We start from the raw sequence: 13,626 nt of genomic DNA, 5'->3' as shown, positions 1-13,626 counted from the left end.
ATTAGCCCCTTGGGCGGCCAAGACCTCCACCGAACACACGAATCACGAGAAGCGAAACCACGATCATGATGCGCAGCCATTATTGCGGCCAACTGAACGAGTCCCTGGACGGCCAGGAAGTCACCCTTTGCGGCTGGGTCCATCGTCGCCGCGACCACGGCGGGGTGATTTTCCTCGACATCCGTGACCGCGAAGGCATGGCCCAGGTCGTGTTCGACCCGGATCGCGCCGAAACCTTCGCCGCCGCCGACCGCGTGCGCAGCGAATATGTCGTGCAGATCACCGGCAAGGTACGCAAGCGCCCTGACGGCGCGGTGAACGCCAACATGGCGTCCGGCGCCATCGAGATCCTCGGCTACCAGTTGAAGGTGCTCAACGAAGCGGAAACCCCGCCGTTCCCGCTGAACGAATACTCCGACGTCGGCGAGGAAACCCGCCTGCGCTATCGCTTCATCGACCTGCGTCGTCCGGAAATGGCCGACAAGCTGCGCCTGCGTTCGCGCATCACCAGCAGCATCCGTCGCTTCCTCGACGAGAACGGCTTCCTCGACGTCGAAACGCCGATCCTGACCCGTGCCACCCCTGAAGGCGCGCGTGACTACCTGGTGCCGAGCCGCACCCACGCTGGCAGCTTCTTCGCCCTGCCGCAGTCGCCGCAGCTGTTCAAACAGCTGCTGATGGTCGCCGGCTTCGACCGCTACTACCAGATCGCCAAGTGCTTCCGTGACGAAGACCTGCGCGCCGACCGCCAGCCGGAATTCACCCAGATCGACATCGAGACCAGCTTCCTCGACGAGTCCGAGATCATGGGCCTGACCGAAAGCATGATCCGCAAGCTGTTCAAGGAAGTGCTGGACCTGGAATTCGGTGAGTTCCCGCACATGACCTTCGAAGAAGCCATGCGCCGCTACGGTTCCGACAAGCCGGACCTGCGTATTCCGCTGGAACTGGTCGACGTCGCCGACCAGCTGAAGGATGTCGACTTCAAGGTCTTCGCCGGTCCCGCCAACGATCCGAAGTGCCGCGTCACCGCCCTGCGCCTGCCGGGCGGCGCCAGCATGCCGCGCAGCAAGATCGACGAGTACACCAAGTTCGTCGGCATCTACGGTGCCAAGGGCCTGGCCTACATCAAGGTCAACGAGCGCGCCAAGGGTGTCGAGGGTCTGCAGTCGCCGATCGTCAAGAACATCCCCGAGGCCAACCTCAACAACATCCTCGACCGCGTGGGCGCCGTGGATGGCGACATCGTGTTCTTCGGTGCCGACAAGTTCAAGATTGTCAGCGAGGCCCTGGGCGCGCTGCGTATCCGCCTGGGCCACGACTTCGAGCTGCTGACCTGCGAGTGGGCGCCGATGTGGGTCGTCGACTTCCCGATGTTCGAAGAGAACGAAGACGGCAGCTTCACCGCGCTGCACCACCCGTTCACCGCGCCGAAGTGCACCCCCGAAGAGCTGGAGGCCAACCCGGCCACCGCGCTGTCGCGTGCTTACGACATGGTCCTGAACGGTACCGAACTGGGTGGCGGTTCGATCCGTATCCACCGTAAAGAGATGCAGCAAGCGGTATTCCGCCTGCTGGGCATCGAGGCGGCGGAACAGGAAGAGAAGTTCGGCTTCCTGCTCGACGCCCTGAAGTTCGGCGCGCCGCCTCACGGTGGCCTGGCCTTCGGCCTGGATCGCCTGGTCATGCTGATGACCGGCGCCCAGTCGATCCGTGAAGTGATCGCCTTCCCGAAAACCCAGAGCGCCGCGTGCGTCATGACTCAGGCCCCAGGCCTGGTCGATGCCAAGGCCCTGCGTGAGCTGCACATCCGTCTGCGCGAGCAGACCAAGGTCGAGTGATCGACCGGGGCGCCTCGGTCACGGGGTGCCCCCGCGCTTGAGGCGCAGGATTCTTCACGTTCCGCCCTTCGGGGCGGAACCTGTTTCTGTTTCAAGGATTCGGAGTCGTTATGGCTGGTCATTCCAAGTGGGCGAACATCAAGCACCGCAAAGAGCGCCAGGATGCAAAAAGAGGCAAGATCTTCACCAAGTGGATCCGCGAGCTGACCGTCGCGGCCAAGCAAGGGGGCGGTGACCCGGCCTCCAATCCGCGTCTGCGCCTGGCGCTGGACAAGGCCCTGGGTGCCAACATGAGCCGCGACATCATCGATCGCGCCGTGGCCCGTGGTGCTGGCACCAACGAAAGCGACAACGTCGAAGAGCTGAGCTACGAGGGCTATGGCCCGGGCGGCGTGGCGATCATGGTCGAGGCCATGACCGACAACCGCAACCGTACCGCCGCCGCCGTGCGTCATGCCTTCACCAAGTGCGGTGGCAACCTGGGCACCGACGGCTCGGTGGCCTACCTGTTCGAGCGCAAGGGGCAGATCAGCTTCGCCGCTGAGCTTGCGGTCGACGAGGACGCACTGATGGAAGCCGCGATGGAGGCCGACGCCGACGACGTGGTGGCCAACGACGACGGCTCCTTCGAGGTGTTCACCTCGTTCAACAGCTTTTATGCCGTGCGCAATGCGCTCGAAGAGGCTGGCTTCAAGGCCTCGGACGCCGAGATCGTGATGCAGCCGACCACCAGTGCCGAGCTGGACAAGGATGGCGCGGAGAAGGTGCTCAAGCTGATCGACATGCTCGAGGACCTGGATGACGTGCAGAACGTCTACTCCAATGCGCAGATCTCGGATGAGATCATGGAAACGCTGGGCTGATAAGCTTTCGGCTACCTGTGCGCCTGTATTGGCGCAATCGCGGGGCAAGCCCGCTCCCACGAGACCGGCAAATGCTGGCGTGGGAGCGGGCTTGCCCCGCGATTGCGTCCAGCAAAACCTTATGCATCGACGACTGACTGCACACGCTATGACTCTGATTCTTGGTATCGACCCCGGCTCGCGCATCACCGGCTTCGGCGTGGTCCGCCAGACCGCCCGTGGTTGCGAATATGTGGCCTCGGGCTGTATCCGCACCGGCGGCGGCGAGCTGCCCGAGCGACTGCAGATCGTCTTTCGTGGCGTGAGCGAGATCATCCGTGAGCATGGCCCGGTGACCATGGGCATCGAACGGGTGTTCATGGCGCGCAATGCCGATTCGGCGCTCAAGCTGGGCCAGGCCCGGGGCGCGGCTATCGTTGCCGCGGCCGAGGCGGGCCTGGAGATCGCCGAGTACAGCGCCAGCCAGGTCAAGCAGGCCGTGGCCGGTACCGGCGGGGCCAATAAGGAACAGGTGATGATGATGGTCATGCACCTGCTCAAGCTGACCCAGAAGCCGCAGATCGACGCCTCCGACGCCCTGGCCATCGCCCTGTGCCATGCCCATACCCGTTCCAGCCTGATTCCCCATGGGCTGGCGACGGCGCGGCGGCGCGGCGGGCGCTTGCGTCTGTAACCGCTTCATGCGCTGATACACATTTTGTCCGGGTGGCGCGCGCTCCCGGCGCATTTGCTGATAGGGTGGACCGGTTTTCGACCGGCGCCCGAGAGGAAGGAACGGAACGTGATTGGACGTTTGCGTGGCACCCTGGCGGAAAAACAGCCGCCGCACCTGATTATCGACGTCAACGGCGTGGGCTATGAGCTCGAAGTGCCGATGACCACCCTGTACCGCCTGCCCAAGGTCGGCGAGGCAGTGACCGTGCACACCCACCTGGTGGTACGCGAAGACGCCCACCTGCTCTATGGTTTCGCGGAAAAGCGCGAGCGCGAGCTGTTCCGCGAGCTTATCCGCCTGAACGGCGTAGGGCCGAAGCTGGCGCTGGCGCTGATGTCCGGCCTGGAAGTGGACGAGCTGGTGCGCTGCGTGCAGGCCCAGGACGCTTCGGTCCTGGTGCGCGTGCCCGGTGTTGGCAAGAAGACCGCCGAACGCCTGCTGGTCGAGCTCAAGGACCGCTTCAAGGCATGGGAAACCTCCCCGGCGATGTTCACCCTGGTCTCCAACGGCCCTCTGCCGGCTGCCAGTGAATCCTCGGCCGAGGCCGACGCGGTCAGTGCCCTGGTCTCCCTGGGCTACAAGCCGCAGGAAGCGAGCAAGGCGATTGCCGCGATCAAGGACAAGGCCGGTCTGAGCAGCGAGGAACTGATCCGTCGCAGCCTTAAAGGGATGATTACCAAGTGATTGAGACCGACCGCCTGATCGCCGCCAGTGGGCGCGACCGCGAAGAAGTCCAGGACCGCGCGATCCGCCCGCTGCGCCTGGACGACTACATCGGCCAGCCGGTGGTGCGCGAGCAGATGGCGCTGTTCATCCAGGCCGCGCGCGGGCGCAACGAATCCCTCGACCATACGCTGATCTTCGGCCCGCCCGGCCTGGGCAAGACCACCCTGGCCAACATCATTGCCCAGGAGATGGGCGTGTCGGTCAAGAGCACCTCGGGCCCGATCCTCGAGCGCCCGGGCGACCTCGCGGCAATGCTGACCAACCTCGAGCCCCATGACGTGCTGTTCATCGACGAGATCCACAGGTTGTCGCCAGTGGTCGAGGAAGTGCTCTATCCGGCGATGGAAGACTTCCAGCTGGACATCATGATCGGCGAAGGCCCGGCCGCGCGCTCGATCAAGCTCGATCTGCCACCGTTCACCCTGGTCGGCGCCACCACCCGTGCCGGCATGCTGACCAATCCGTTGCGTGACCGCTTCGGTATCGTCCAGCGCCTGGAGTTCTACAGCAACAAGGACCTGGCAACCATCGTCAGCCGTTCGGCTGGTATTCTCGGGCTGCCGATGGACGACAAGGGTGCCTTCGAGATCGCCCGTCGGGCGCGGGGCACGCCGCGGATCGCCAACCGCCTGCTGCGGCGGGTGCGCGACTTTGCCGAAGTGCGTGGCAAGGGCGAGATCACCAAAGCCGTGGCGGACATGGCGCTGAACCTGCTGGATGTCGACGAGCGTGGCTTCGATCACTCCGACCGGCGTCTGCTGCTGACCATGATCGAGAAGTTCGACGGCGGTCCGGTGGGGCTCGACAACATTGCTGCGGCGATCGGCGAAGAGCGCCACACCATCGAGGACGTGCTCGAGCCCTATCTGATCCAGCAGGGCTACATCATGCGTACCCCGCGAGGCCGCGTGGTGACCCGACACGCCTACCTGCATTTCGGCCTGAACATCCCCGGGCGCTTCTGCGAAGGTGGCGAATATGCCGCCCAGGACGACGAATGACAGATCGAATCGGGAATTTCGTGGTCCTAGCGCTGGCACGCCGCAGGCTCGCTGGCAATAGGACATTATTGATGAAAAAACAGTTACCGCGGCGGATTGGCAAGTTCAGGAGTAACCACTAGAGTATGCGCGCGCAAAATGGGCTGGAACCGTTCGCACACCGCTGTCGCGTCTATTACGAGGATACCGACGCCGGTGGCGTGGTGTATTACGTCAACTACCTGAAATTCATGGAGCGCGCCCGCACCGAGCGGCTGCGTCACCTGGGGTTCTCCCAGGCCCAGCTGGCGCAGGACAACCTGCTGTTCGTGGTCCATTCCAGCGAGGCGCGCTACCACGCGCCGGCCCGCCTGGACGATGAGCTGCGGGTGACCGCGCAAGTGCTTGAACTGAATCGTGCCAGCCTGCGCTTCGTGCAGCAGGTGTGGCGAACACAGGATGAAGTGCTGCTCTGCGAGGGGCAGTTCCTGGTGGCCGCCGTGCGCGCCGACACTTTCAAACCCCGGGCCATTCCCCCAGAACTGCGCGACGCATTCCTGGCGGACGGCGCGGGTACTCAATCGAACGCAGGAGAATAAGCGTGGAAGCAAACGTCGTCGACCATACCTCCATGTGGAGCCTGGTCGCCAATGCCAGTGTCGTGGTTCAGCTGGTAATGCTGACCCTCGTGGCAGCCTCGGTGACCTCTTGGATCATGATCTTCCAGCGCAGCACCATGCTGCGCGCCGGTCGTCGTGCACTGGACGCTTTCGAAGAGCGCTTCTGGTCGGGCATCGACCTGTCCAAGCTGTACCGCCAGGCAGGTAGCAACCCTGATCCGGACTCGGGTGTCGAGCAGGTGTTCCGCGCCGGCTTCAAGGAATTCTCGCGTCTGCGCCAGCAGCCGGGTGTTGATCCGGACGCGGTCATGGAAGGTGTCGGTCGCGCCATGCGCGTGGCGATCTCCCGTGAGGAAGAAAAGCTCGAGCAGAGCCTGCCGTTCCTGGCCACCGTCGGTTCCACCAGCCCGTACATCGGCCTGTTCGGTACCGTGTGGGGCATCATGAACTCGTTCCGCGGCCTGGCCAGCGCCCAACAGGCGACCCTGGCCACCGTGGCTCCCGGTATCGCCGAGGCCCTGATCGCCACCGCGATCGGCCTGTTCGCCGCGATCCCGGCCGTTATCGCCTACAACCGTTTTGCCGCGCGCAGTGAAGTGCTGATTGGCCGCTACTACACCTTCGCCGACGAGTTCCAGGCGATCCTGCACCGCAAAGTACACACCAGCGAAGAGTGATCAGGTAGAAACCCATGGCCCGAGTTCGCCACAAACGCAAGCCGGTCGCCGAGATGAACGTGGTGCCCTACATCGACGTGATGCTGGTACTGCTGGTCATCTTCATGGTGACCGCCCCCATGCTCAACCAGGGCGTGAAGGTGGATCTGCCCAAGGTTTCCAGCGAAGCCCTGCCGCAGGACAACAACGTCCAGGTCCTGACCATCTCGATCAAGGCCGACAAGACCTACTACTGGAACCTTGGTAGCGAAGTAGACACCGACAAGCAGATGGACAAGGCCATGACCTTGCCGGAAATGACCGGTGCGGTGACCAAGATCATCGCCGCCGGCCGTGACCAGGGCAAACAGACCCAGGTCTTCATCCGTGGCGACAAGGCCGTCGACTACGGCGCGGTCATGGGCGCCATGGGCGGGTTGCAGAAGGCCGGTGTCGGTAACGTTGGCCTGATTACCGAGGCGCCCTGATGCAGCAGCGAGAGCCATCCGCCTCGGAAAGCTACTTCTGGCCCAGTGTCTGGGCCATCGGCCTGCATGTGCTGGTGTTCGGCATGCTGTTCGTCAGCTTTGCCATGACGCCCGAGCTGCCGCCGTCCAAGCCCATCGTCCAGGCCACGCTCTACCAGCTCAAATCCAAGAGCCAGGCGACCACCCAGACCAATCAGAAGATTGCTGGGGAAGCGAAGAAAACCGCCTCGCGCCAGACCGAGGTCGAGCAGCTGGAGCAGAAGAAGGTCGAGCAGGAGGCCGTGAAGGCCGCGGAACAAAAGAAAGCCGACGCCGCTCAAAAAGCCGAGGAGGCTCGCGAAGCCGCCGAGGCGAAGAAGGCTGAGGCCGCCGAGCAGAAGAAAGCCGCCGAGGCCAAGAAAGCCGAGGAAGCGAAGAAGGCCGCTGAAAAGCAACAGGCTGACATCGCCAAGAAGAAGGCTGAGGAAGAGGCCAAGAAACAGGCCGACGAAGAAGCCAAGAAACAAGCTGCGGAAGAGGCGAAGAAGAAAGCCGCCGAAGACGCGAAGAAAAAAGCTGCCGAGGACGCCAAGAAGAAAGCGGCGGCCGAGGACGCGAAGAAGAAGGCAGCTGAAGAGGCCAAGAAAAAGGCCGCGGCAGACGCCCAGAAGAAAAAGGCACAGGAAGCGGCCCGCAAGGCGGCGGAAGACAAGAAGGCCCAGGCGCTTGCCGAGCTGTTGTCCGACACCACCGAGCGGCAGCAGGCGCTGGCCGACGAGCAGGGTGACCAGGTGGCCGGCGACTTCGACGACCTGATCCGCATGCGCGCGGCCGAAGGTTGGGCGCGTCCGCCATCTGCGCGCAAGGGCATGACGGTAGTTCTGCAGATCAACATGCTGCCGGACGGCACCATCACCAACGTGAGTGTGGCCAAGTCCAGCGGTGACGGCCCGTTCGACAGCTCGGCCGTGGCCGCGGTGAAGAACATTGGTCGGTTGACCGAAATGCAGGGCTTGAAGCCGAGCGATTTCAATCCGTATCGTTCATTCAAGATGACATTTACACCTGAGGATCTAGCGTTGTGATTAAACGTCTGAGAGGACTCCTGGTCTTGCTCTGCTGCGTGGCAGGCATGGCCATGGCAGAGGAAAAGAACATCCTGGTCACCAGCGGTAGCGACCGGGCAACCCCCATTGCGGTAGTACCGTTCGGCGTGCAGGGCGGCAGCGTGCTGCCCGAGGACATGGCCGACATCATCAGCAACGACCTGCGCAACTCCGGCTACTATGGTCCGATCCCGCGGCAGAACATGATCAGCTTGCCAACCCAGGCCAGCGAAGTGATCTTCCGTGACTGGAAAGCCCTGGGCGCCCAGTACGTCATGGTCGGCAGCATCGTCCCGGCAGGCGGTCGCCTGCAGGTGAGCTATGCGCTGTTCAACGTCGCCACCGAGCAGCAAGTGCTGACCGGCAGCGTTGCCGGCGGCGTCGACCAGCTGCGCGACATGGCCCACTACATCGCCGACCAGTCGTTCGAGAAGCTCACCGGTATCAAGGGTGCGTTCTCGACCCGCATGCTGTATGTGACTGCCGAGCGTTTCTCGACCAACAACACCCGCTACACCCTGCAGCGTTCGGACTACGACGGTGCCCGTGCAGTGACCCTGTTGCAGTCGCGTGAACCGATCCTGTCGCCGCGTTTCGCGCCGGATGGCAAGCGTATCGCCTATGTCTCGTTCGAGCAGAAGCGCCCGCGCATCTTCATCCAGCACATCGACACCGGTCGTCGCGAGCAGATCACCAACTTCGAGGGCCTGAACGGCGCCCCGGCCTGGTCGCCTGATGGCACCCGCCTGGCGTTTGTGCTGTCCAAGGACGGCAACCCGGACATCTACGTGATGAACGTGGCTTCGCGCCAGATCACCCGCGTGACCGCAGGCCCTGGCATCAATACCGAGCCGTTCTGGGGCAAGGATGGCAACACCCTGTACTTCACCTCCGACCGTGGCGGCAAGCCGCAGATCTACAAGCAGTCGGTTGGTGGCGGTGGCGCCGAGCGCGTGACATTCGTGGGTAACTACAACGCCAACCCGAAACTGTCGGCGGACGAGAAGACCCTGGTGATGATTCATCGCCAGCAGGGTTTCACCAACTTCAAGGTGGCCGCTCAGGACCTGCAACGTGGAAGTGTAAAGATTCTCACCGAGACCAGTCTTGATGAGTCTCCCACTGTTGCGCCAAACGGCACCATGCTAATCTACGCCACCCGCCAGCAGGGCCGGGGAGTCTTGATGCTCGTGTCGCTTAACGGCCGCGTGAGGCTCCCACTTCCTACCGCTCAAGGCGAAGTCAGAGAACCGTCCTGGTCCCCTTACCTGAACTGATTGCGGCGTAACACGTTTTGCTTAACACACTGGGGTTTCATTAGGAGTTTCACGATGGAAATGCTGAAGTTTGGTAAATTCGCTGCGCTGGCTCTGGCCATGGCTGTAGCTGTAGGTTGCTCCTCGAAAGGCGGTGACAACGCTGGTGAAGGCGCTGTTGATCCGAACGCTGGCTACGGTGCCAACACTGGCGCTGTTGACGGCTCCCTGAGCGAAGAAGCCGCCCTGCGCGCAATCACCACCTTCTACTTCGAATACGACAGCTCGGACCTGAAGCCAGAAGCCATGCGCTCCCTGGACGTTCACGCCAAGGACCTGAAGTCCAACGGCAACCGCGTTGTCCTGGAAGGCAACACCGACGAGCGCGGCACCCGCGAGTACAACATGGCTCTGGGTGAGCGTCGTGCCAAGGCCGTTCAGCGCTACCTGGTTCTGCAGGGCGTTTCCCCTGCTCAGCTGGAACTGGTTTCCTACGGCGAAGAGCGTCCAGTTGCCACCGGCAACGACGAGCAGTCCTGGGCTCAAAACCGTCGCGTAGAACTGCGTAAGTAAGTTCTTATGCGTATGTGCCGTCGTGCTGTAACCGTCCTCGCACTCAGCCTGCCCCTTTCGGCGTGGGCTGCGGTTCCCGTAGTAGATGACAACGCGGGTGGCTATCCACCCGCGGGTTATGGCACGAGCGGCGCCTATGCCGGAGCAGGGGCTTCGGCCCCTGCTTCTGCAAATGGCCAGCTGTTCATGCAGCTGCAGCAGATGCAGGACCAGATTTCCCGCCAGCAAGGCATCATCGAAGAGTTGCAGAACGATGTGTCGCGCATGAAGCAGGAAAACCTCGAGCGCTACCAGGATCTCGACCGCCGCCTCAGCAGCGGTGCCGCGCCTGCCGCGACTCCAGACAATTCCTCCACCGGTGGCGCGAACAACGCAGCCACGGGTGCCGCTGCCGGCGCCAGCGCCGCGCAGCCACCGGCCGCCAGCAGCGAGCCGGGTGATCCGGCGAAAGAGAAGCTGTATTACGACGCCGCTTTCGACCTGATCAAGCAGAAGGACTTCGACAAGGCCAGCCAGGCCTTCAACGCCTTTCTGCGCAAGTACCCCAACAGCCAGTACGCCGGCAATGCCCAGTACTGGCTCGGCGAGGTCAACCTGGCCAAGGGCGACCTGCAAGGCGCCAGCCAGGCGTTCGCCGAAGTCGGCCAGAAGTACCCGAAACACAGCAAGGTGCCGGATTCGCTGTACAAACTGGCCGATGTCGAGCGCCGCATGGGCCACACCGACAAGGTCAAGGGCATCCTGCAGCAGGTCATCACCCAGTACCCCGGCACTTCCGCCGCACAACTGGCCCAGCGCGACCTGCAGAAGCTCTGAGCGACCCGTTGATGAAGAAACCCGCGCCTGTCGCGGGTTTTTTCGTTAGAATCACTGCCCTTTTTTCTTAAACACGCTGCCGCGGATAACGCCATGTCGAGTCCGCGACAGTGCCTGACGGAGGCGGACAGCCTGTTCAGCTGTCACGCCCGTGGCGATCATGCAAGACACATTACGCATCACCGAAGTGTTTTACTCGTTGCAGGGTGAAACGCGAACGGCCGGGCTGCCCACGGTTTTCGTGCGCCTGACCGGTTGCCCCCTGCGCTGCCAGTACTGCGACAGTGCCTACGCCTTCAGTGGCGGCACTATTCGCACCCTCGATTCGATCCTCGAGCAGGTTGCCGGCTTCAGGCCGCGCTACGTCTGCGTGACCGGTGGCGAGCCACTGGCCCAGCCCAATGCGCTGTCGTTGCTGCAGCGCCTGTGCGATGCCGGTTACGACGTGTCGCTGGAAACCAGCGGCGCCCTCGATATCAGTGGTGTCGACACCCGGGTCAGCCGCGTGGTCGACCTCAAGACCCCGGGCTCGGAAGAATCCCATCGCAATCGCTACGAGAACATCGAGCTGCTGACCGGCAATGACCAGGTCAAGTTCGTCATCTGTTCCCGCGAGGACTACGATTGGGCGGTTTCCAAGCTGATTCAGTACAACCTGGCCGAGCGCGCCGGGGAAGTGCTGTTCTCGCCCAGCCACCATCAGGTGAGCGCCACCGACCTGGCCGACTGGATCGTCGCCGACAACCTGCCCGTGCGTTTCCAGCTGCAGCTGCACAAGCTGCTGTGGAACGACGAACCCGGACGTTGAGGAGAAAAAAGACATGACTGACAAACGCGCGGTAATCCTGCTGTCCGGTGGCCTGGACTCGGCCACCGTGGTGGCCATGGCCAAGGCCGACGGCTACCAGTGCTACACTATGAGCTTCGACTACGGCCAGCGCCACCGCGCCGAGCTCAATGCCGCAGCGCGGGTGGCCCGTGACCTGGGCGTGATCGAACACAAGGTGATCGGCCTGAACCTCGACGGCATCGGTGGCTCGGCCCTGACCGACAGCAGCATCGATGTGCCCGAGGCGCCGAGCGAGGGGATTCCGGTCACCTACGTGCCGGCTCGCAACACCGTGTTCCTGTCCCTGGCCCTGGGCTGGGCGGAGGTGCTCGAAGCCCGTGACATCTTCATTGGTGTCAACGCCGTGGACTACTCCGGTTATCCGGACTGCCGCCCGGAATTCGTCGAGGCCTTCGAGCGCATGGCCAACCTGGCCACCAAGGCCGGTGTGGAAGGGCAGGGCTTCCGTATCCAGGCGCCGTTGCAGAACCTGAGCAAGGCGCAGATCGTCCAGGCGGGCATCGCCCGTGGCGTGGACTACAGCCTGACCGTCTCCTGCTACCAGGCTGATGACGACGGGCGTGCCTGCGGCAAGTGCGACAGCTGCCGTCTGCGTGCCGACGGCTTCAAGGCGGCCGGCATAAAGGACCCCACCCGGTATTTTTGAATTTTTTGCGATGGGGTGTTGATTTCCTCTGAGAAATCAGTAATATACGCGCCATCCAACGGGTCGTTAGCTCAGTTGGTAGAGCAGTTGGCTTTTAACCAATTGGTCGTAGGTTCGAATCCTACACGACCCACCATATGCAGTACGAAAGAGCCCGCCTTCATGGCGGGCTTTTTCATGCCTGTCGAAAAGTGCCCTGGCCCACTGTCAACGATTCAACCGCCGCGCATCGAAGGCATCACGCGCCTGGTAGGCAGTGTAGGTGGCCTGCGCGGCCACCAGGCCGGCCAGGCCGAAGGTACGGGCGAGGCCGAACTGGCTGAAACCGCTCGGGATCGGCAGGCGACGGGCGATGGCGTCCGCCAGCACTTCGCCGGCGACCGTGGTCGGGGCCATGCCGTGGCCGCCGAAGCCAACCGCGTGCCAGATGCCATTGTCGTCCTGGCCGATCTGCGCCATCTGGTGGCGTCCGTAGCTCATCAGGCCGCCCCAGGAATACTCCAATTCCACGTCCTCGAGTTGCGGGTAGACGCTTGCCAGGTCGGCCTTGAGCAGCCTGGCGATGGCCTGCGGCCCGCGATCGAGAATGGAGATGCGTCCCCCCCAGAGAATTCGGGTGTCTTTCAGCGGGCGGTAGTAATCGAAGGCGAAGCGTGTGTCGTAGATGGCCGACTGGCAGTTGATGGCCTCCGACAGGCGATCGCCCAGTGGTGGGGTGGTCACCACGTAGGTGGCGATCGGCAGCACGGCGCGTTCGATCGGGGCATAAACGCCGCGGCTATAGCCCCCTCCGGAGAACACCACTTCCTCGGCATGGACTTCGCCCTGGCCGGTGCGCACGATGTAGCCGCCAGCCTTCTTCTCGATGCCGGTCACCGGCGACTGCTCAAAGATCGTCACCCCGGCCTGGGACGCGGCCTGGGCGAGGCCGCAGACGTACTTGAGCGGGTGGAAGTGGAAGGCGTTGCGCTCCAGCAACCCGCCGTAATAGCGCTCGGTCCTGAGCTGTTCCTTCAGCTCGCCGGGTGCGATGTATTCCCAGTCGACGCCATAGGCCTGCTTCATCAGCTGGCGCGGTTTCTCCAGGCGCGACGGGTCGTTGAACCAGTTGGCGAGGATCACGCCCTGGTCGACCAGGTCGCAGTCGATGGTGTAGCGGCGGGTGCGTTCGCGGATCAGGTCGACGGCGTCGAGTGTCAGCCGATACAGCTTGCGGGCCTCGTGGGCGCCCAGCGCCGATAGCAGGTCGGCGTTGCCGAGGCTGTAGCCGCCGAAGACGAAGCCGCCGTTGCGTCCCGAGGCGCCATGGCCGACACGTTGCGACTCGAGCAGGGTCACATCGCTCACTCCGCGCTCGGCAAGCCCTATCGCGGTCGACAGGCCGGCCAGGCCGCCACCCAGGATGCAGACGCGGGTATCGGTGCGCCCACTCTGGGTGGGGTAGAAGGTTCTGCTGGCGGTGGCTTCGTAGTAGGAGTCGAAGGTGCTGTTCATCAGGGTCCCGGAGCAGT

At 63.2% G+C, this 13,626-nt stretch carries 15 protein-coding genes and 1 tRNA gene; 15 read left to right on the top strand and 1 reads right to left on the bottom strand.

Going from position 1 to position 13,626, the window contains the following annotated elements:
- The first annotated feature begins 65 nt into the window (after positions 1-65).
- From aspS to PRtIB026_RS23130, 15 genes are all read left to right on the top strand, one after another.
- Complete coding sequence (gene aspS, locus PRtIB026_RS23200; protein ID WP_203651246.1) at positions 66-1,841, top strand: aspartate--tRNA ligase; 1,776 nt, start codon at positions 66-68, stop codon at positions 1,839-1,841.
- A gap of 110 nt (positions 1,842-1,951) precedes the next feature.
- Positions 1,952-2,704: a YebC/PmpR family DNA-binding transcriptional regulator gene (locus PRtIB026_RS23195; protein ID WP_203651247.1), complete on the top strand. Its 753-nt coding sequence runs from the start codon at positions 1,952-1,954 to the stop codon at positions 2,702-2,704.
- A gap of 148 nt (positions 2,705-2,852) precedes the next feature.
- Positions 2,853-3,377, top strand: coding sequence for a crossover junction endodeoxyribonuclease RuvC (ruvC, locus tag PRtIB026_RS23190; protein WP_050704476.1), 525 nt, complete (start codon positions 2,853-2,855; stop codon positions 3,375-3,377).
- Positions 3,378-3,485: 108 nt separating this feature from the next.
- Complete coding sequence (gene ruvA, locus PRtIB026_RS23185; protein WP_203651249.1) at positions 3,486-4,103, top strand: Holliday junction branch migration protein RuvA; 618 nt, start codon at positions 3,486-3,488, stop codon at positions 4,101-4,103.
- Complete coding sequence (gene ruvB / locus PRtIB026_RS23180) at positions 4,100-5,146, top strand: Holliday junction branch migration DNA helicase RuvB (RefSeq protein WP_203651256.1); 1,047 nt, start codon at positions 4,100-4,102, stop codon at positions 5,144-5,146. The genes ruvA and ruvB overlap by 4 nt, the downstream gene beginning before the upstream one ends.
- Positions 5,147-5,271: 125 nt before the next feature.
- Positions 5,272-5,724 (top strand): tol-pal system-associated acyl-CoA thioesterase, encoded by a 453-nt coding sequence (ybgC, locus tag PRtIB026_RS23175; RefSeq protein ID WP_186733987.1) that lies wholly within the window; start codon positions 5,272-5,274, stop codon positions 5,722-5,724.
- Between the two features lie 2 nt (positions 5,725-5,726).
- Positions 5,727-6,422, top strand: a complete 696-nt coding sequence (gene tolQ / locus PRtIB026_RS23170; protein WP_023628695.1) for a protein TolQ — start codon at positions 5,727-5,729, stop codon at positions 6,420-6,422.
- A gap of 14 nt (positions 6,423-6,436) precedes the next feature.
- A complete protein-coding gene (gene tolR / locus PRtIB026_RS23165) occupies positions 6,437-6,889 on the top strand; it encodes a protein TolR (RefSeq protein WP_011535155.1) in 453 nt (150 codons plus the stop codon).
- Complete coding sequence (tolA, locus tag PRtIB026_RS23160; RefSeq protein WP_203651263.1) at positions 6,889-7,953, top strand: cell envelope integrity protein TolA; 1,065 nt, start codon at positions 6,889-6,891, stop codon at positions 7,951-7,953. The genes tolR and tolA overlap by 1 nt, the downstream gene beginning before the upstream one ends.
- Before the next feature lie 47 nt (positions 7,954-8,000).
- Positions 8,001-9,251 carry a Tol-Pal system beta propeller repeat protein TolB gene (tolB, locus tag PRtIB026_RS23155; protein ID WP_050704479.1) on the top strand — a complete coding sequence of 417 codons (1,251 nt, stop codon included), beginning with the start codon at positions 8,001-8,003 and terminating at the stop codon, positions 9,249-9,251.
- Between the two features lie 54 nt (positions 9,252-9,305).
- A complete protein-coding gene (gene pal / locus PRtIB026_RS23150; protein ID WP_011535152.1) occupies positions 9,306-9,803 on the top strand; it encodes a peptidoglycan-associated lipoprotein Pal in 498 nt (165 codons plus the stop codon).
- A 6-nt stretch (positions 9,804-9,809) separates the two neighbouring features.
- Positions 9,810-10,619, top strand: coding sequence for a tol-pal system protein YbgF (gene ybgF, locus PRtIB026_RS23145; RefSeq protein ID WP_050704480.1), 810 nt, complete (start codon positions 9,810-9,812; stop codon positions 10,617-10,619).
- 160 nt (positions 10,620-10,779) lie between these two features.
- The gene (gene queE / locus PRtIB026_RS23140) at positions 10,780-11,427 is read left to right on the top strand and encodes a 7-carboxy-7-deazaguanine synthase QueE (protein ID WP_203651267.1); all 648 of its coding nucleotides are present in this window, start codon (positions 10,780-10,782) and stop codon (positions 11,425-11,427) included.
- Between the two features lie 13 nt (positions 11,428-11,440).
- Entirely contained in the window at positions 11,441-12,115 is a 675-nt protein-coding gene (gene queC, locus PRtIB026_RS23135; RefSeq protein WP_203651270.1) for a 7-cyano-7-deazaguanine synthase QueC, read from the top strand.
- 60 nt (positions 12,116-12,175) lie between these two features.
- Positions 12,176-12,251 (top strand) — tRNA-Lys (locus tag PRtIB026_RS23130).
- 71 nt (positions 12,252-12,322) lie between these two features.
- Here the strand turns inward: PRtIB026_RS23130 and PRtIB026_RS23125 are convergent.
- Positions 12,323-13,609: an NAD(P)/FAD-dependent oxidoreductase gene (locus PRtIB026_RS23125; protein ID WP_203651271.1), complete on the bottom strand. Its 1,287-nt coding sequence runs from the start codon at positions 13,607-13,609 to the stop codon at positions 12,323-12,325.
- Positions 13,610-13,626: the final 17 nt, after the last annotated feature.

This window comes from Pseudomonas sp. RtIB026, from assembly GCF_016861355.2.
Lineage (GTDB): Bacteria > Pseudomonadota > Gammaproteobacteria > Pseudomonadales > Pseudomonadaceae > Aquipseudomonas > Aquipseudomonas peradeniyensis.
This window is presented reverse-complemented; position numbering and strand designations above follow the sequence as displayed.